18 protein-coding genes are annotated in these 17,871 nt (G+C 38.4%); 10 read left to right on the forward strand and 8 right to left on the reverse strand.

Annotated features, from left to right (window positions below; genetic code table 11):
- Positions 1 to 21: 21 nt before the first annotated feature.
- Together AC1RRY_RS18665 and AC1RRY_RS18670 are read right to left on the reverse strand one after the other, a co-directional pair.
- Positions 22 to 459, reverse strand: a complete 438-nt coding sequence (locus tag AC1RRY_RS18665) for a nuclear transport factor 2 family protein (protein ID WP_492821779.1) — start codon at positions 457 to 459, stop codon at positions 22 to 24.
- A 53-nt stretch (positions 460 to 512) separates the two neighbouring features.
- Positions 513 to 974, reverse strand: coding sequence for a nuclear transport factor 2 family protein (locus tag AC1RRY_RS18670; protein ID WP_492821777.1), 462 nt, complete (start codon positions 972 to 974; stop codon positions 513 to 515).
- A 361-nt stretch (positions 975 to 1,335) separates the two neighbouring features.
- Here AC1RRY_RS18670 and AC1RRY_RS18675 point away from each other — a divergent pair, with 361 nt between their 5' ends.
- Positions 1,336 to 1,722 carry an acyl-CoA thioesterase gene (locus AC1RRY_RS18675; protein WP_492821775.1) on the forward strand — a complete coding sequence of 129 codons (387 nt, stop codon included), beginning with the start codon at positions 1,336 to 1,338 and terminating at the stop codon, positions 1,720 to 1,722.
- On the opposite strand, the gene AC1RRY_RS18680 is transcribed toward AC1RRY_RS18675, so the two are convergent.
- From AC1RRY_RS18680 to AC1RRY_RS18690, 3 genes are all read right to left on the reverse strand, one after another.
- Complete coding sequence (locus AC1RRY_RS18680) at positions 1,719 to 2,747, reverse strand: phospholipase effector Tle1 domain-containing protein (protein WP_492821773.1); 1,029 nt, start codon at positions 2,745 to 2,747, stop codon at positions 1,719 to 1,721. The two genes, AC1RRY_RS18675 and AC1RRY_RS18680, sit on opposite strands and share 4 nt — an antisense overlap.
- Positions 2,748 to 3,120: 373 nt before the next feature.
- Positions 3,121 to 4,113 (reverse strand): LB_356 family protein, encoded by a 993-nt coding sequence (locus tag AC1RRY_RS18685; RefSeq protein ID WP_492856580.1) that lies wholly within the window; start codon positions 4,111 to 4,113, stop codon positions 3,121 to 3,123.
- Positions 4,114 to 4,492: 379 nt separating this feature from the next.
- Positions 4,493 to 4,918, reverse strand: coding sequence for a putative quinol monooxygenase (locus tag AC1RRY_RS18690; protein ID WP_492821769.1), 426 nt, complete (start codon positions 4,916 to 4,918; stop codon positions 4,493 to 4,495).
- 586 nt (positions 4,919 to 5,504) lie between these two features.
- Here AC1RRY_RS18690 and AC1RRY_RS18695 point away from each other — a divergent pair.
- From AC1RRY_RS18695 to AC1RRY_RS18705, 3 genes are all read left to right on the forward strand, one after another.
- Positions 5,505 to 6,341 carry a DUF6492 family protein gene (locus AC1RRY_RS18695; protein WP_492821767.1) on the forward strand — a complete coding sequence of 279 codons (837 nt, stop codon included), beginning with the start codon at positions 5,505 to 5,507 and terminating at the stop codon, positions 6,339 to 6,341.
- A 402-nt stretch (positions 6,342 to 6,743) separates the two neighbouring features.
- Entirely contained in the window at positions 6,744 to 7,385 is a 642-nt protein-coding gene (locus AC1RRY_RS18700) for a porin family protein (protein WP_492821765.1), read from the forward strand.
- 77 nt (positions 7,386 to 7,462) lie between these two features.
- Positions 7,463 to 7,642, forward strand: a complete 180-nt coding sequence (locus AC1RRY_RS18705; RefSeq protein ID WP_492821763.1) for a hypothetical protein — start codon at positions 7,463 to 7,465, stop codon at positions 7,640 to 7,642.
- Between the two features lie 280 nt (positions 7,643 to 7,922).
- Here the strand turns inward: AC1RRY_RS18705 and AC1RRY_RS18710 are convergent, their stop codons facing one another.
- Both AC1RRY_RS18710 and AC1RRY_RS18715 read right to left on the reverse strand, forming a co-directional pair.
- Positions 7,923 to 8,162 carry a hypothetical protein gene (locus AC1RRY_RS18710; RefSeq protein ID WP_492821761.1) on the reverse strand — a complete coding sequence of 80 codons (240 nt, stop codon included), beginning with the start codon at positions 8,160 to 8,162 and terminating at the stop codon, positions 7,923 to 7,925.
- Between the two features lie 415 nt (positions 8,163 to 8,577).
- Positions 8,578 to 8,961 (reverse strand): hypothetical protein, encoded by a 384-nt coding sequence (locus AC1RRY_RS18715; RefSeq protein WP_492821759.1) that lies wholly within the window; start codon positions 8,959 to 8,961, stop codon positions 8,578 to 8,580.
- 722 nt (positions 8,962 to 9,683) lie between these two features.
- Here AC1RRY_RS18715 and AC1RRY_RS18720 point away from each other — a divergent pair.
- Positions 9,684 to 14,078: a tape measure protein gene (locus AC1RRY_RS18720; RefSeq protein ID WP_492821757.1), complete on the forward strand. Its 4,395-nt coding sequence runs from the start codon at positions 9,684 to 9,686 to the stop codon at positions 14,076 to 14,078.
- A gap of 111 nt (positions 14,079 to 14,189) precedes the next feature.
- Here AC1RRY_RS18720 and AC1RRY_RS18725 read toward each other — a convergent pair whose 3' ends face one another.
- Entirely contained in the window at positions 14,190 to 14,591 is a 402-nt protein-coding gene (locus AC1RRY_RS18725; RefSeq protein WP_492821755.1) for a hypothetical protein, read from the reverse strand.
- A gap of 201 nt (positions 14,592 to 14,792) precedes the next feature.
- On the opposite strand from AC1RRY_RS18725, the gene AC1RRY_RS18730 reads away from it, so the two are divergent.
- The 5 genes from AC1RRY_RS18730 to AC1RRY_RS18750 all read left to right on the forward strand — a co-directional run bounded on the left by AC1RRY_RS18730 (position 14,793) and on the right by AC1RRY_RS18750 (position 17,534).
- Entirely contained in the window at positions 14,793 to 15,416 is a 624-nt protein-coding gene (locus AC1RRY_RS18730; RefSeq protein ID WP_492821753.1) for a hypothetical protein, read from the forward strand.
- A gap of 4 nt (positions 15,417 to 15,420) precedes the next feature.
- Positions 15,421 to 15,786 (forward strand): VOC family protein, encoded by a 366-nt coding sequence (locus tag AC1RRY_RS18735; protein WP_492821751.1) that lies wholly within the window; start codon positions 15,421 to 15,423, stop codon positions 15,784 to 15,786.
- A 129-nt stretch (positions 15,787 to 15,915) separates the two neighbouring features.
- Positions 15,916 to 16,278: a helix-turn-helix domain-containing protein gene (locus AC1RRY_RS18740; protein ID WP_492821749.1), complete on the forward strand. Its 363-nt coding sequence runs from the start codon at positions 15,916 to 15,918 to the stop codon at positions 16,276 to 16,278.
- A complete protein-coding gene (locus AC1RRY_RS18745) occupies positions 16,256 to 17,017 on the forward strand; it encodes an ImmA/IrrE family metallo-endopeptidase (RefSeq protein WP_492821747.1) in 762 nt (253 codons plus the stop codon). Before AC1RRY_RS18740 ends, AC1RRY_RS18745 begins: the two co-directional genes overlap by 23 nt.
- The gene (locus tag AC1RRY_RS18750; protein ID WP_492821745.1) at positions 16,998 to 17,534 is read left to right on the forward strand and encodes a hypothetical protein; all 537 of its coding nucleotides are present in this window, start codon (positions 16,998 to 17,000) and stop codon (positions 17,532 to 17,534) included. Before AC1RRY_RS18745 ends, AC1RRY_RS18750 begins: the two co-directional genes overlap by 20 nt.
- The last annotated feature ends 337 nt before the right edge of the window (positions 17,535 to 17,871 follow it).

A 17,871-nucleotide genomic window follows, 5' to 3' on the forward strand; every position in this document is an offset into this window, starting at 1 on the left:
AAATCGGCGCGTCATTTACTATCAGTTGCCCAATAGCCGTGTAAATGAAAGAGAACCCATTTTCCAGGTTTCGCCTTGCTTCACATACACTTCTGTTACCATAAAAGGGTTGGTGACTTCGTTGCCGCCGACTACTGCGAGAAGTGTGATTCTGTTCAAAAGAATGGCGGTGTTATCAATGATTTTGACAGATACCTCGTGTATGTCTGCTTTTTTGTAGTGGATACCTCCGCTTTTTATCACTTCAATTTCGCGGTCTTTTCCCCATGAGCCGCCCATGTGTACAAAGACTGACTTGTCATCAAATAGCTTTGTGATGGCTTCTACATTTTTATCGGCCATCCATTGCCATTTTGTTTTCGAAAGATTTATTATTTCCTGCTCTGAAACTGAATTTTGTGCGAAGGACGCGCTCGCAATTAAAGTAAGCAGAAATATTGTAAGAACTGATTTTTTCATAGTATTGCCGGTTTGTGAAGCATGAAGCGGGAGAACCCGTAAATATGAAACCACTATTTTTTGATCTGATGGGTATCTCTTACACTACTGAATGTCAGAGCCAGCATTTTCCAGGATTTCTTTTGCTTTTGATATACCTCAGTTACAGTGAATTCTACCTTAGCGTCATTCCCTCTCACAACCGATTCGAGTGTAATCCTATTCCAGACAATGGCTGTGTTACCGGAAAGCTCTATAGCTGAATCATGAACGGTTGCTTTCTTATACCAGATACTTCCGGTTTTGATAATCTCTAATTCTTCATCCTTTTTCCAGGTGCCACTCATGTGCACAAATTTTGATTTGTCGTCAAAGAGGTCTTTCAGTTTGTCTACATCTTTATCGGCCATCCACTGCCATTTGTCTTTTGATAATTGCAGCACGGTCTGTTCTTCTTTAGTATTTTGAGCGAAAGACGAGGATACGCTGCAAAGCAGGATTACAAGCAGAGCGGTGGTAGTTATTTTTCTTATCACGATTTTTTAAATTTTAAGTGTTGAATAAATAGTATTCTTTTGTGTTTCAGACGGATATGGTTTGCTTATTAATCCTATTGATTTTTATTATTTTGATTACAATAGAATTAATTATAGACCTGTGGTCTTTTCACTATACAAAGTTGCCAGGAATATTCCTGTTGAATAGTATATAAATTACTGTATTTGCTACCAATATTACTGATTGGGTTATTTTTGCTTTTCTTTTGCAGAATGTAGAAGAAAAAGGCAACGCAGAGTTCCCTTGCCCGACCTTTGCCAGCGCACACGGGAGAGTTTGTTGGGGTATTATTAATGAACGGAATGGAGCACTTTAATCAACAAAATTTAAATACATACAATGAGCATTGAAGAGAAAATCAAGTTTGCAGAGACCAGAATTTTTAAGGTGGTATTTCCGAACACAACCAATCACTATGACACACTGTTCGGTGGAACAGCCATGCACTTAATGGACGAAGTGGCCTTTATTGCTGCGACCAGATTCAGCCGGAAGAGGGTGGTTACGGTTTCGTCGAGCAAGATAGATTTTACGAAGTCTATTCCGGCAGATACCATTATTGAAATTGTGGGGAGGATTATCAGAGTAGGTAATACGAGCCTCGACGTAGAGGTTGAAATCTATAAAGAAGAAATGTATGAAGATAAACGCGAGCAGGCAATCAAGGGGATATTCACGTTTGTAGCCATAGGAGACGATAAGAAGCCTGTGTCTATATTGAGTTAATGTGTTGAGAGCGGCGGGGGTGGCGGAGTGGTCTTGTGAAAATTCATTTTTTTTAGCCAGTTTTCACCTGGAATAGTCAAAAAATACTCAAACATATCGCGCTGACATCTCGGGCATTTATCCAAGTCTTGGAGTAGTGGTGTTTTTTCTGGGAGATTAGTTTTTTCACTTTTAATTCTATCCCATCTAATACCTATTTTAGTTGTCCAGTAATCTGAGCATACTGGTTTATCATCAGGATTCAAATTCTGGATTACACTTAATGAGTTTCCTTCTATATGTTGGGGACAATAGATATTTTGGAAATCTAACCCTAGTCCATATGCTTCCCTAATCATCCACCAAAGACTAAAACTAGCAAGTCCCCGCGAATTGTTTTTGTGTCCTCCCACGTCACAATGGTAACCGGGGAACCAATGTTGAGCAAAGGTTTTTTGTCTAGTTTTTTCGAATAAAATAGGTCGAAACGAATATCTGCGCTCCAATGAAGAAACTGCATGCCGAAAATTTAAAATTCCCTCTTCTAGTTTCGAATTATTTAAATGAAAAGTTCTGTCTCTAGCTAAATATAAATGATTGCCTGGAACGCAGTCGAATAGGCCAAGAAACTGGATTGTTTGTTTTGTAAATTCAGGTGGGTTATAGCAAACCTTCATGTAATTCCTAAACGTCTCTTCAAGGTTGCCCTCGAAACCTTTTACACCATAACGAACTATCATGCTAGCCAAATGTCTTGCAGCAAATGCACCACGACTAAAGCCGAAAATATAAATTTTGTCCCCGTTAGTAAAATTTGTTTGAATGAAATGCCAACAATTTAAGGCAATGTTGAAAACACCTCTTCCTGTGATACCCCATAAGAGTCGATTTAGCCCTCCAACATTTTGACCAACACCTGCATGATAGTATTTAACCTGATTTTCTGAAGAAATCGAAAGATTGAGGCAATGAATATTAGTGTCTGTATTGATTGTAACACTATCATTCCAAGTACCATCAATGAGAATTACAATGTTCTTTGACATATCTTTAAAACTTATGTAGTTTCATATGTAGTATCAGCAATCCTTTAATTGACACAAGAAGCTTAATTAAGATTTATGTTAAATATGGATTATATAATTGATTTAGACAAAGTATTTTTATTTTAAGGTACCTTTGTTTGGATTTTATTTTAAATCGTTGGTATTCAGTTGGATATGAGAGTGAAGATTCATCGAAGAAATGTATGAAGATAAACGCGAGCAGGCTATTAAGGGGATATTTACCTTTGTGGCGATAGGGGAGGATAAGAAGCCTGTGTCGGTATTGAGTTAATTTGTTGAAAGCGGCAGGGTTCTCTTGTGCGGCTCGGCTATGCCGGAGTGAAAATATTGTTTAGGATAAAGTTCAATATTATTACTTCACCGCGCCTGATACCGAATCCGTTTTCTGCTTTAGTGTCTGCATTTCTTTATCAATATAGGCCTGCTTGTCAGGCTTATCTAATAAACCGTTATTGATCATATTGCCTAACGAGGTAGAAAACAGTTTGGCTCCAACATTATTCAAATGTTCCAGATCCCAGTATTCACTGGTTTGCAAAGGGAATCTTGAAAAATCAAGATAATCAATGGTTGGAAAAAATCTTTTTCGTATTTCCTGATATTCTTTTTCATTTGAAAACCCCGGATATTTTTCATGCTGCGGGCTCCTTATAAAAACTACTTTTTTACCTTGTTTCTGACAGAGGTCAATAATTCTTGTCAGATATTGAAGATTATAGGCCGAAACCTCCATGCTTTCTTTTGAAGGAGGAGGATTGTTTTTCATCGTGTTGAGCAGCGAATCTACGTGGCTTTGTTTCAGTTGTCGGTAGCCGCCTATATATTTTGCCCATTGAAAATCCTGTACAAAATAGTCGAAATCCTTCGCTAATATCCGGTGATAATTGCGTCTGTAAGAAAGAAGAGTGGCATTTAAATAGCCTACAGGGTTCTCTTTTGCTAAAATCATTTTGTCAGAAAAGTCCATAAATGGCCGATAGTGCAGGTAGCGATTACTGATTCCGTCTTTGTAAAGCCAATAATCAAAAGATGCATCAACCTGATTGTTGGTAAATTCAACAAACACCACTTTAATAGACGGATTCTGTTCCAGGATTTTTTTAGCCTTGAAATACGTATAAAAATATGATTCACCGGAAAGTGCCATGTTTACGAGGCCATTAATCAGCGAATCATTAATGGCACATTCGGCGTGTGAGTGCCCGAGTAAGAGGTATTTAGGGTTTGTATCTAGTTTGAAATCGGCCTTTCTGCTAAGGTAATAATCAGAGTATCCAACAGCAACGGAAATCAGTATGAATCCTACTAACAGAAACAACGCAGTTAATTGAATAAATCGTCTCATCATTAAAAAATGAACGTATACCAGCTGTACACGATAAAGAAAAGGTTGCTCATGCCATTAAAACATGTTGTATTGAAATCAATCAATTGTAATGATGAGGAACTTCAGGGCAATTTACTAAAAATTTTGAAATAGTTGTGGTCTGTTTCACAAAAGATAAACCTGATATGAAAGAAGCACTAAAAAAAGAGTGTATACTGAAAGCCCATTATGACGGGTTTAATATTAAATAGATTATTTATTGTAATGCTGCTTATGGTTTCTGTTCAGGAGAGAGGCGCTTTATAAGATGTAGAAGATGGCAAAGTCCGATGTTTGTTCTAAAAGATAATTTCAGTATAGTTATTAGTCAAACGTTAGATTATCTTCAATATCTTCGTTAATCCTGTTTCAGTTTCAAAAATATCTCTTTCATAGTTCCTGTGTCCAGGGCGCTCATGTCTATCAGTTTTAATGACTTCACCATTGCAGCTGTGCTTGTTTTGTAGTGCAGAAAATGTGGAGTTTTCAAATGAGCTTCATAAGCCTGCCGGTTGGCATATATTTCCAGAATTCGTATCTGTGCGGGGTGTTCTTTCTGAAACATCGGGAAGATAGCCAGCACACCCGTCTCCAGTTTTACAGTTGCCGCTGCCTCTTCTTTTAAAATGGCTTTGTATTCGTCCAGTTTTTCGGGAAAGATTTCAATTTCTGCAATTCGTATCATCATCTCTTTTTGTTGCGCTGAGGTTTCATTAAATGAAAAAATCACGATTATGGTTAACAAAAGCGTATTTTTTAGTAATCCGGTCAGGTAATGATTCATTCTTTTTGTTTTTAACTATAAAATTAAACGGAATTGGTTACTTAGGTAAAGTTAAATAAAAATTAAGTATCTGAATCGCTCGCTTCGATCTGGCACAGAGAAGGCTCTGTTGGTTGAAATTGTAAATTCAAGGTACTGATAATGTGGTTGTAAGTATAGATATTACCGTAATTTGTACCAATATTACTGATAGGGTGAATGAGCGATTGGTTGTTGATTCGTGATTGAGTGATTTAGTGATTATAAAAAAATTATAAAGCATTGAGTACATCGCGTACATTGTGGCAATTCCATTGTTGCAATTCCATTGGGGCAATGTATAAAGATTTATCCGCTCATTCACTCATTCATCCAACACAATCAAGCTAATTACTTCTAAATCAGATAATTCATGAAGTAAATTTATGTTTTGTAAAGCGGAACGTAACTATTTCAAAATTTTTAATAAATTGCCTTGAAGTTGCTCATGATTGTATTTGATGGGTAGTCAATGCAATACACTACTTCTTGATACTCCTTCTTAGGGGTTTGAGCCAGCCTTTTATATAATAAACAACCGGTTATATTAAAAATAATTAATAGAGACATGGAACACCTTGATATAATTATACCAGTTGGGAAGGAAGATTGTTTGATTGTAAAAAAGAACATTAAATACATACAAAAAAATATTAGTCCAAACCGTATTTATATTATAACAAGCTGTAAAAATTTTTCACGCTTTCCGGAAAAGTTTAAAAAGGATTATAATGTAGAGTTAATTGATGAAAATGTCCTCATTGAAGGTGTTACCTTTAATGAAGTTGCAGAAATGGCCTCGGTCAAGTTACCCGGCTGGTATTTTCAGCAGTTCCTCAAGATGGGTTTTGCGTTATCTAAGTATGCAAATGAACATTATTTGATTTGGGATGCTGATACTATTCCGCTTAAGCCCATTAGCTTTTTTGAAAATGGCAAGATACTATTTGCAAGGATGACCGAATATCATGCACCTTATTTTACAACTCTGAAAAAGATATTGGGGATAGATAAACAGGTGCCGTATTCATTTATTGCTGAGCACATGGTGATTGATGTAGATTTAATGAAAAAAATGCTACAAGATGTTGAAACTTCTGAACTGGAAGGAAGCAACTGGGTTTACAAAATTTTAAATGCAATAGATAGAAATGAGCTGAATTCATTTTCTGAATTCGAAACTTATGGAAGCTTTGTGACAAAATTTTATCATGAGAAATATACAATCAGATATTTGAGAACCTTCCGGCATGCCGGCTTACTCTTTGGCCGTGGTGTTAAGGATAAACATTTAAGTTTATTATCTGTAGATCACGATATGGCATCCTTTGAAAGAAGGGATATTCCAATATTTCCTTATAATATTTCACACTATTTTTATAGGATATTAGCCCTGCTTGGATGATTCTGTAATCAGTCACTATGTGCAAATGTTGCCCGCCATTCTCTGAACAGTATTTTCACCGCCTCTTCTTGTCTCGCTTCCACTTCACCTTCCTGCCGGTGACATATATTTCCAGAATCCGCACCATCCTATTTTTTGTTGCGCTGAGGTTCAGTTGAATGAAAGAATAAGGCCAGAATTAAATAGCTGAATGCCCTTGAAGGCTTTACTCCGCACAAGTGATAGGATGCCCATACCCAATTTCGTAGAAAAGTTTCCACAAAACTTATTAGGCCAGTATGCTGGTAAATCAGGCACGGTTATTTTATGATAGAGCATTAGTATTAACCTGTTCGATTTTCTTACGTTTTCGTTTGAGATCCGACTCAGTACAATTTTCCCACATAAACATTAATAATGACCATGAAAAAGTTAGTAGCAATTGCAGCAGTAATCTCTATGTTCAGTATCAGTAGTTATGGGCAGAACACTAATCCGGACCTCCGTGAGAACTTTATTTTCGGACTAAAAGCGGGTACCAATTATTCAAACATCTATGATTCGAATAGTGAGGATTACACCGCCGACGGTAAGTTTGGTTTTGCAGGCGGTGGTTTTCTGGCCATTCCTCTGGGCAAATACCTGGGCATTCAGCCGGAGGTACTGTATTCGCAGAAAGGGTTCAGACAGAGCGGTTCTTTTCTGGGAAGCAACTATGAGTTAACCCGCACCACACATTCTATCGATATCCCTTTGCTGGTTTCAATAAAACCCAGTAATGTGCTGACGATTCAGGTTGGACCGCAGTATTCATATTTAATGCAGGAAAACAATGTGTTCAAAAATGCACTCGGAACATCAGCAGATGAAAGAGAGTTTACGAACGACAACATCCGTAAAAACACCTTGAGTGCCGTGGCCGGACTGGATTTTAATCTGGATAAAGTCGTGATTGGTACCAGAGCTGGATGGGACGTGCAGAATAATAACGGCGATGGCTCTTCGACTAATCCACGCTACAAAAATGCTTGGGTACAAGTCACGCTGGGATTCCGCTTCTTTTAAGAAAATACGGAAAACCGGAAGGTTGAAAATATAGCCCGGACAGATATTATCAGTACAAATTACAAACCATACAACTTATGTATTACGAAATTGAAATAGTTCTGATCATAGCCATGCTCATCATAGGATTTTTTGATGAGTCTGACCTGGCCGCTGTGCGTAAATGGTGGTCTGGCATTGAGGGTAGCATGCGGAAAAAGAATAGCCTGATGAAAGTAAAAGCTGGAAATTCAGGCAAATTGCAGCACGATATTTAAGCGATGCTTAATTAGAAATCCCCGGCGATTGTTAGATCGCCGGGGATTTCTGTTGTTTGGGTGGTATGCTGGTCATTTATGAGGGTACGTTTGAAATACTTAAGCTTGTTGTATTCACCGCATCTTTTACGGTGATTACACAGGCTATTCACCGCACAGTGTCATTGACCATGGATTAGAAAAGACTATAATTGAATATAAAAAGGAATGAAGCGAAACCCCTCTGATTAACAGACGGATGCTCAAAAAACGGATAGGAAGAAACAAATAAAGCCGGTGTTTAAATAAACACCGAAATGTAGGTCATGTCCGGAAATGTGTTGGTGTTGCATTTCAGTTCCTGCTCTTGTATCAATTTTACAAAAGTGCTGAGCTGCGCCGGAAGTATGGCTTCATGAATGAGAATAGCTACACTGCTGATATCCTGATTATCGATGATTTCCTCAGAATGGATATCGCTTTTTTGTAATGCTTCTTCAACAGTCTGCCTTAAATCATTTCTTTGTAAAGCTACTTTCATAATCTATCTACCAAATAATAGGTTAGTGCGACAAATGTACAAAATGTTTCGATGAATTGAGATTAAAAATCATTAAAATTTTTAGACAAAAATGAAGATAAAAGGTTTAATACCTAAAAAAATTTTGTTTGTACAGCAAACACATAAACAAAGTTGTGTGAGTCTAGTATTACATGTGTCTTAAACTGTAGAGCAACGCAACGACATAGTATCCGTTTCGTATATGCTTACCTGCATCATGGCCGGAAAGTTACAACTGTAGCAATAATTTTATGAGGAACAAGGAAGGCTATATGGTCTGGATTGGCATTATCTGAGATTTATCTGAAAATACCGGTGTGGGGTGGAAAGAAATCCGCAAAAAAACGGGACAATACCCAAAAGGATATTGCCCCGTTTTTTTGCGTATGTATGTTTATCGGTTGAAATCCCGGTTAGTAGCTTTGTCGCCCGGATTAATATTCTGGTCAGAATCCCTTTGCGATTCGATATCTTCGTCTGACTCTACTTCGGCCGATTCGGTTTCAGGTGTAACAGTCTCTATTTCCGGTGCGTCGTTATCGTCTGAATAACTGGCGTCACGGTTAACGGCATCGTCGGCATCTACATCATATTCCTGTCCGCCTTGTCCGCGATACGGGCTTTCGGAAGTTTCCTCCGGCACTGCTGTGCTATCTCCCGACTGCTGATTACGCGTGGTGCTGGTTAATTTTTCTGAGGCATCGTTTGACTGGCTGTTTCCTTGCTCAGTTGCCGAAAGCTGGTTTTCCTGTCTGTTTGTATTGGCTGTATTTTCCATTGTGTGATATGTTTAATTGTGTCTGTATCATTAAAAACTCTATGCCAGTGGATATCAGATTCTGACGCCTAAGAGGGGATTTAGGTATCAGCCATTGACACGCTGATAATTACCTAAGCTGTGGATAAAAAAAGAAGGTGTCAATCATTGAGCGCTAAGTTCTATCCTAAGTATGCACCTAAGCTGTAACCTAAGTGCTACCCATTAATTAAACTAAACAAAACTAAACGAGACTTTTTATTATAATATTAATTAATAGTGCATTTGACAAGCCTAATTTCCTTATGTTATTATTCTCACCGACTAAAGTCGGTGGCTATCCTAACAAAGGAAGTGATTTATTTCTTACGCCGACTTAAGCGGCCGCCGCGCGGTCGGCCATTAATAAGAAAAACCTTTGTTTAAATAGACAGCGACCGATTCGTCGGACCGTTTTATTCGCTGATACTCAAATTGTTCCAAATGCACTACCAGTTATAATATTAATAGCATTAAGGCAATTGTTTAAAAATCTGATTTTCTGTTTTGAGAACTACCGCAGAAACCGCCTGTAAATTTTAAGCGGTAGTTTGTAAGTGATTTTTGAGCCGGATACAGCCATCATACAATAAATTTTAATGGTGTTTTGGCCTGAAAATATTTTTCTTATTTATGCTTATCTTGTAAGTATGAAATGATTATATTTGTTGATACGAAGAATCCAACACAACAAGTTCTGCAAGATGGGAAATCTACAATTTACGGCATCGATTGACGATGCCCAGTTTAATAAGGCATTGAAAGGTATTGAGGATAACATTAAGGGCCTGCAAAGTGGTGGGTCTGTTTTTTCTAAGATAACTGAAACAAGCGAAGCCATACAGGCAATAGATGCGGTAGCGTCGGCTATTGTGAAAGTGAGAGGGGAATTCAGGAAGATAGAAGGGGAATTTGCCGGAATATTGAAAAGTAAAGCAGAGGCAAACAAGCTTATTGAACAAATGGCTTCAATAGCAGCGCAATCCCCTTTTGAGCTAAAAGACATTGCAAGCGGGGTCGAACAATTGATTTCGTTCGGTGCCAATGCCAAAACAGCTATCAGTGAAATACAAATGTTGGGCGATGTGGCACTTGGGACTGCAACTCCTATCGATGAATTGGCCAAAGTATATGGAGAGTTAAGAGAAAAGAGTTCAGTTTCTGCAGGCGACTTGTCATATTTAGCCAGTAAGAATATCCCAATTTTTGAAGAATTGGCCACTGTCATGCGTATTAATGTAAATGAAGTAAATGCATTTGCAGATGCTGGCAAAATAGGTTTTTCGGAAGTACAGAATGCGTTTGCGGCAATGACAAGCGGGAGTGGAATTTTCGAAGGTCTTATGCAAAAAGAATCTGAATCGCTTGCGGGGTTAATTACGGGTCTCAAAAATGCATTAACCGGGATGTTTAATGAGCTCGGTCAACAACAGGGGGGTATTTTAAATGATGTAGTGCAAGGTGCTACAACTTTAATTGAGAATTATGAGGATGTAATTAAGATATTAGAAATTTTGGTTTCTGCATATGGGACATACCGAGCAGCTTTGATACTTACAACCATATATCAAAATAGAGAAGCAATTAGTTCGACAATTGCATTAATAAGTGGATACTTCAATTTAGGCAATGTATTAGGACCTCTAACAATTAAGCAAACAGCATTTAATGCGGCTATGAACGCCAATATTTTAGTATTGGCGGCAACTGCATTAGCGGGATTAATAGGCTATCTAATAACTTATAAAGGTGAACTAAGTGATACAGAGAAGATTCAGGAAAAATTTAATGAAGCATCGGAAAATAGTCAAAAAGAAATAGCCTCTGAAATTGGACAAATTCAATTGCTTGTTTCGCAGATAAATAATGAGAATATCAGCAGAGATGAGCGTAATAGAAAATTGCAGGAATTAATAGATAAGTCTCCTCAACAACTAAATGCTCTCAATCTTGAAAATATTGCCACTGCCGAGGGTACAAAACTCATTAATAAATACGTAGAGGCAAGAAAAAGACAGATAGAAATTAGTGAGCTTTCCAAGCAACTTGATGAAAGCATCAAGCGGCAATCAGATGCGGAAAACAATAAAAATGAACTTGGTTTTGGAAAAAAGCTTCTCAATTTTGTTGTTGCTGGTGGAAGCGCATGGTCGGCAAGAAATAGAAGAGATGAAGAAGAGTTGAACAAAGCAATTGTAAAGCAAGAAAAAGAATTGCAGAACCAAATAACCAACAGTATTAATTTAAAGCTGAAAGAAGATGCTGTTAACAAAGAAATTGGAAGAAAAACAATAGATTGGTATGATGAAGAAATTAATAGTTTACAAAAGAAAAGGAAATTAACAAGTACAAGTCGTGAAGAAGCAAAAAACTATGAAAAGCGAATTGCAGACCTCCAAAAGCAGCGCAATGCTATAACCGGTGAGGGAAATAAGTCAGGGTCTTCAGATAATGCACCTTTTGGTTCCTTAACGTATTGGAATAATGTCAGCAGAAAGGCTGATGAACTTCTACGAAAACTGAATCCTTTTAATAAAAATGACCAACAAAAAATAACGGAACTTCAACAAGAGAAAATTGAAGCCAATAGGAATGCAGAAGAAATCAACAAGCTCATTTCCATCAAATCCTTTGATCAAACCCTTGAAGAAAAGAAAAAGTTATATGAACAGCACACGCAATGGGTAATGCTTTATGGAAAGGCCTCAGCAGACAAGGAGTATGAGGCATTGCTCCAATCTGGCAATAGTTACAAGGCGTATCTGGATAAAGAGATTGCCGCTTTAGAAGCTAAAGCCAGTGATGGCAAAGGCAGTGGCGATGATAAAACAAACCTACTGAAACTTAAAAGTGAATCGCTGAGAATTTTCAAAGACGAACTCGATCAGAAAAGAACGGAGTATGAATTGTTCAGTAAGTGGACGAAAGAATATGGGAAAGAAAGTGCAGCTGAGCAGTTTAAGAGCCTTACAGATGCAGGCAATAACTATCAGGAGTATCTGCAAAACAAAATAAATGCGCTTCAGGCAAAAGTTGATGATAAATCTGCCACAAACAATGACACAAACAACCTGATAATACTGAAAGCCAGAATAGTGGCTGATACCAGTGCTCTGGATGAATTCAAGAAGCGGGTGGAGAAAGCAATGGGGGAGGCGCAAAGCCAGACCGAGAAAATAAATCAACTAAATAAAGAGAAAGAAGCACTGAAGGTGTCAGACGACAAGGATGGGCAGTCGAAATCCATTTTTCTCGACCAGCAGATCATTGAAGCAGAAAGACAAAGGCATCAGGAGTTGAAAAATTTTCTACTGGCTGTAGCCGGGTCAGAGCAAAAACGACTTGATATTCAACGCCATTATGCCAATCTACGGGCAGCATTGGAAAAAGAATACAACGGAAACATGGGGCAGGACTATCATACTGCATTGGATGAAATAGACAAGCGCGAAAAGGCAGAACTAGACGGACAGAAAGCGCACGTGGCCGCGCAGTCGAAAGAGTTTGATGCACTGACTGCAACCATTAAAAATGCATATAGCGAACAGACGAAGATTATTCTGGATGCTGAAAGAAAAAAATTGCAAATTCTGAAAGAAAAGGGCGGCGAAGCATCTGAAGAATACAAGAAACAACTGGAAGTAGTTAAAGAAGCCGAGAAAAAGCATAAGGAACAAAGCCTGAAAAACTGGGCTGCCATTGCGGGGAGTGTAAAAGCATTGGGTGATGCTCTGCAGGAAGTAGGCGGAGATGTTGGAGAAGTCGGAGCGTTTTTATCTGGCTTGGGTGGAGAATTCGGCAATCTCCAGAAGATATTTGAGCGGGTTGGTGAGGAAGGGTTTACAGCTGGTGTACAGGATTACGCCTCGGCTATTCAGGGGGTGATTAATATGGTGGGAATCGTGATTTCTGCCAATAAAAAGCGTGCCGAGCAAGAGAAACAATTTGCACAGGAAAGAATCGGTTACGAACACCAATATCAGTTGGCACTCAACAAGGGCATAGGCGACAGCTACAAGAAAAGTGGCAATATGTTTATGGATGATATTGAGTCCAAGATAAAAGCCGGAGCCAAACAATTACAGGATGCCCAAAGCAAGTATCAGGAAGCCATAGAAAAACTGAACAAAGGAAGAGCGAAAGAAGGCCAGAAAAATGTGATTGACGGGCAATCGATGGGTAAACTGATTGGTCAGGGTGCCGGTGTGGGTGCAACGATAGGGTCAATATTCGGTGGGCTCGCAGGAGCAGCAATCGGAGCTGGTATTGGAGCTGCGGTGGGTGCGATTACTGGTTTGTTTACAAAAAAGAAAAAGGATACGTTCGGCGGGCTCCTGGAATTATACCCAGCACTTGTAGAAACAGGTGCCGACGGATGGAAATCAATAAACGTTGAAATGGCCAAGGCCCTGTTGGCCAACGGACAGCTTGATGACAACACCAAGCAACTGGTGCAGACCGCACTGGACTACGGCGACGCAGTGAACCAATCATCAGAACAGATGAAGGAAGGTATTCTTGAGCTGACCGGCAAGCTGGGAGATTCGATACGCGACAGCCTGGTTAATGCCTTCAAGTCGGGCGAAGATGCGGCCGAAGCCTTTAGCCGTACAGTAGGAAATGTGATTGCCGACATGGTTGCCAAATTGCTTTTTGCCGCGCTTTTCAAGGAGAATTTTGCGCAGCTTGAAAAAGAAATGATGGATTCATACGGAATCTGGGGTGATCAGTCAATTGTTGACGACATGGCCCGCTTTAATGATAATATAGCAGGTAAACCTCAGCAATACGTTGAGGCTCTTGATGAGGCTAATCGTGCGCTTGAAGAAATGGGTTTTAATGATGCATTCGGGAAAAACAGCAACGGCCTCACCGGTTCTATTAAATCTGTTTCAGAAGAAACCGCCGGAGTACTGGCCGGGCAGATGAACGCCATCCGTATCACGCAGGCTACTAATCTGGAGGTAAACCGGAGCCAACTGCTGGCGCTTACTGAGATAGCTACCAATTCGAGATTCCTGAAACACCTCGAACGCCTTGAAACAATCGAGAAAAAATTAGGAGGCACCAACGGAGATTTACGCGCGGCAGGGCTGTAAGATTGCGAAGGAAACACGGAGAAGGGAGGATGGAAAAAGGAATAAGCCCGATGGGATACGGAGAAACGAATACGGAGGGGAAATAAAGGGGTAAGGGAAATCAGGCGGGCTTTATTTGAAGTCGAATGTTAAATCATCAAATTGCCCGTCGAGAATAACGGAAGTATATATCCAATATTTTGAGCCATCTTTTATGAAGTTGTTGCTTACACATACTACGGCGTATAATCCTTCCTTGAGTACAACCCCACCTTCTCCGTTATCGTTGAGGGTCAGCATCCGGTTATATTTAACAGTTTTTTTGGTATTGTACATATTGCCCTTACCATCAAACTTTAAATCGGTAAAATGTACGTTAATGTCTTTAAATATATAAACAGTAGCGCCATTATCAGGGTTGCCTTTCCAATATGTTGCCTTTATTGACAGCCGATAGGTTCTGGTATTCGGACCCGGTTTTTCGCAAGACCATAAAACGAACCCGAGCAGCATTAACAGGAGGTATTTAGTCATAAGCGTTTTTTTACAAAAATAGGGTATCCGGCAATAGTGGCAATAATTTGTCCGTAATTTATTTAAAGGTTCAAGGTATTTCCAACGATACCTTTATATTTACCACCATGCACTCAAAATACACCTTTCGCACAAAAAATACTTGCAGGATAATGTATTTCTCCGGAAAATCACGAAATTCAGCCAATCAAACACTACTCCATGATTCAGAAACATTTCACCAGTATTTGTCTTGCGTTGGCTTTGCTGTTTTTGGGCGTAGCCGTATACATGTATCCCGGTGGCTCGCAGGCAAGTGCCAATTCGATTGGTTATAGCTTTGCCGATAATTACCTCTGTAGTCTTTTTGGTGCAAAGGGTATCAATGGCGCCGATAATCCGGGGCAGCAATGGGCATTTGTGGGCATGTTTTTCTTGTGTATTGGCTATGGAGCGTTTTTCTATCGTGTGGCTGCCAAAATACCGCATCATAGTAGCGCACTGATTATCCGTTATGGGGGTATTGCTTCCATGTTTTTTGCTTTCTGGGCTATTTCTCCCCTGCACGACATCGCCGTTACCATTGCCTGTGTATTCGGTATGTTGGCGATATTCTACCTTTTTGTTTTTGTGCTGAGGTCTCGCCTGCGTCTGCTCAAAATAAATGCCTGCATCTGTCTCTTTATGCTCTATTTCAATGCCTTTCTATATTACACAAGCCTGTGGCTGGAGATACTGCCTATTGCGCAGAAAATAAGCTATGTGTTTATGCTTAGCTGGATACTAGGCCTGGAGTATGCAACTACTAAAGCCGATTTTATCCCTGCCGAAAAAGCTAAAAATTGAATTGATGAGACTACAAGCACTCAGACCTGTTTTATGGACTGATAAAATAGAGGAAACTATAAAGTTTTATACCGAAGTGCTGGGCTTTAGTATCGATAATTATGTGGAAGACTGGGGCTGGGCATCTATCAGCAAGGATGAAGTAGCAATTATGTTATCGCTGCCTAACGCGCATTATGAGTTTACAAAGCCTGTTTTCACCGGCAGTTTTTATTTCAATACTGATAACGTTGATGCCTTGTGGGAGCAACTGAAAGACAAAGCCACTATCTGCTACGAATTGGAAACCTTCGACTACGGCATGCGCGAATTTGCCATCTTTGACAACAACGGGTATTTGCTGCAGTTTGGGCAGGAGGTGGGAGAATAAATACTCTTTAAGATTTTAGTAAAATAGAATTACCACCTTAAATAAAATGGATTTGCAGAATTAAAACTTGTTAAATTATTTTGAATTGTTATATTTATACGTTAGTTTTGTAACAAAAAACGCAAGAAAATGGCGACACTAAATAGCATTATTGGCGATAATATCCGTCGATTTAGAGAGCAATTTGGTCTAAGTCAAGAAAAGCTGGCGGAATATCTAAAAGTTTCTCATGCTGTTATAAGTTATTATGAAACTGGCAAAAGAAGCGTACCAACTGAAGTTATATCACAAGTTTCGACCTTGTTTGGAATAGATGGATATGATTTATATGAAGAGGATAGTGCTAACCAACAAGCCGCTATAGCTTTTGCTTTTAGAGCTGCATATTTAACAGACGAAGATGTTAAACAAATTGCTAATTTTCGTGAAATTGTTCGTAACTATCTTCACATGAAAACTGCTATGAAAGATGAAACGATTGATAACGAATAAAATTATTCTTGAAAAAGAAGCCGTCAATTTCAGAACTAGTTTAGGATTTGGACAAACTGAACCTATACAATTAAAAGCATTATTATTAAAACTTCAAGTGCTGACATTATTTAGGCCAATGAGCGATAGTTTCTCTGGAATGGCTATAAAAATTGAGCAGAATGGAGAAACTCATCGTTTTATGATGATTAATTCTGATAAATCTGTTGGGCATCAGAATTTCACTATTTGTCATGAATTATATCATCTTTATATTCAAAACAATTTTCAAAGTCGCATATGTGAGGTAGGGTCTTTTAATAAAAAGGATAAGGAAGAGTATAATGCTGATGTATTTGCTTCATATTTCTTATTGCCAGAAGATGCTATTCGTGTTAATATACCTGATGAAGAAATAATTAATGAGAATATCACAGTAGCGACGATTTTAAGAATTGAACAAATGTTTAATTGTTCCAGAAGTGCTTTGCTTGTTAGACTAAAAGAACTTGGCTTTTTGAATGGAAACCGAGCTGAAAGATTTGAGAAATCGATTAAATCTACGGCAGTTTCTTACGGTTACGCTCCCTTTCTGTATGAACGGAGTCTTGCCGAATCTGTTGTAGGTAATTATGGAGAGCTTGCTCATGAACTTTATGAGCAAGAAAGGATTTCCGAAAATCATTATTACAGTATAATGACAGCCCTAGGTGTTCCAATTGAAAATGTTGAGTTTCAAGATGATGAAATCAACCAGTAGAATTATTTTGATTGATGCAGATGTAGTATCGCATTTCATTGTTGGAGGTTATATTACAGTATTACCCAGTATTTTTTCGTATCAAATAAAAATTCTGGACAAAGTATATTCTGAACTTTCAAGGATGCCAGGTAAGAGGAAAGAAATTGATAATTTGATAGATTACAATTTGTTTGAAATATTAGCATTTCCTGAAGATAATGATGATATAAAAAAAGAATACTTTCGTCTGAAAAAATTGGAATTTAGAGGTGATGGAGAAAGTGCTTGCATGGCTGTTGTTCGTTATTCAAAAAATATTCTTGCCAGTAGCAATCTTAAAGACATTAAAAGATATTGCAGTATGCATAAACTTGCTTATCTTACCACAATGGATTTTTTATGTGAAGCTTTAAAAACAAAGAAAATGACCATAGAAGATTGTAATCTTTTTTTGACTAGAGTATTAGCAGCTAAACAAAAATTACCAGTAAAGAATATGGAGGAACATCAATGCAGGGAAATCGATTTAAGTTAGTATCAAATGCTCTGATATTTTAACAAATTGACTACGTATACCCTTTTGTGCTTATTAAAATCTTTCGCAATTCGAATTAACCTATTTTTATTTCTTCTCGTATTTTTAAGTATCAGCCTTTACGATTTTAAGAAAATTAGAACCTAGTAGTATTTCCTTCCTTGTATTGTTTAAACAGAGTCGCTCGTAGTTCAAATCCCATGATTGGTTGTGAACCACACCCTCACTTTATTAGTCGAGAATTAACTTATTGAATAAATTGTCTTGATTAGATAATTAGCTGATGAATAGACGGCTGAACTAATAATTTCCTCCCATTTTATTTATTTAAGACTAT

The organism is Emticicia sp. GW821-FHT11C11 (assembly GCF_058808615.1).

Bases quoted from the DNA above. Each gene is read 5' to 3' on its own strand.
- AC1RRY_RS18720 (WP_492821757.1), top strand. From the start codon at position 9,684: ATGGGAAATCTACAATTTACGGCATCGATTGACGATGCCCAGTTTAAT.
- AC1RRY_RS18735 (WP_492821751.1), top strand. From the start codon at position 15,421: ATGAGACTACAAGCACTCAGACCTGTTTTATGGACTGATAAAATAGAG.
- AC1RRY_RS18680 (WP_492821773.1), bottom strand. From the start codon at position 2,747: ATGTCAAAGAACATTGTAATTCTCATTGATGGTACTTGGAATGATAGT.
- AC1RRY_RS18705 (WP_492821763.1), top strand. From the start codon at position 7,463: ATGTATTACGAAATTGAAATAGTTCTGATCATAGCCATGCTCATCATA.
- AC1RRY_RS18710 (WP_492821761.1), bottom strand. From the start codon at position 8,162: ATGAAAGTAGCTTTACAAAGAAATGATTTAAGGCAGACTGTTGAAGAA.
- AC1RRY_RS18750 (WP_492821745.1), top strand. From the start codon at position 16,998: ATGATGAAATCAACCAGTAGAATTATTTTGATTGATGCAGATGTAGTA.
- AC1RRY_RS18715 (WP_492821759.1), bottom strand. From the start codon at position 8,961: ATGGAAAATACAGCCAATACAAACAGACAGGAAAACCAGCTTTCGGCA.
- AC1RRY_RS18695 (WP_492821767.1), top strand. From the start codon at position 5,505: ATGGAACACCTTGATATAATTATACCAGTTGGGAAGGAAGATTGTTTG.
- AC1RRY_RS18730 (WP_492821753.1), top strand. From the start codon at position 14,793: ATGATTCAGAAACATTTCACCAGTATTTGTCTTGCGTTGGCTTTGCTG.
- AC1RRY_RS18675 (WP_492821775.1), top strand. From the start codon at position 1,336: ATGAGCATTGAAGAGAAAATCAAGTTTGCAGAGACCAGAATTTTTAAG.
- AC1RRY_RS18745 (WP_492821747.1), top strand. From the start codon at position 16,256: ATGAAACGATTGATAACGAATAAAATTATTCTTGAAAAAGAAGCCGTC.
- AC1RRY_RS18700 (WP_492821765.1), top strand. From the start codon at position 6,744: ATGAAAAAGTTAGTAGCAATTGCAGCAGTAATCTCTATGTTCAGTATC.
- AC1RRY_RS18685 (WP_492856580.1), bottom strand. From the start codon at position 4,113: ATGAGACGATTTATTCAATTAACTGCGTTGTTTCTGTTAGTAGGATTC.
- AC1RRY_RS18740 (WP_492821749.1), top strand. From the start codon at position 15,916: ATGGCGACACTAAATAGCATTATTGGCGATAATATCCGTCGATTTAGA.
- AC1RRY_RS18665 (WP_492821779.1), bottom strand. From the start codon at position 459: ATGAAAAAATCAGTTCTTACAATATTTCTGCTTACTTTAATTGCGAGC.
- AC1RRY_RS18690 (WP_492821769.1), bottom strand. From the start codon at position 4,918: ATGAATCATTACCTGACCGGATTACTAAAAAATACGCTTTTGTTAACC.
- AC1RRY_RS18725 (WP_492821755.1), bottom strand. From the start codon at position 14,591: ATGACTAAATACCTCCTGTTAATGCTGCTCGGGTTCGTTTTATGGTCT.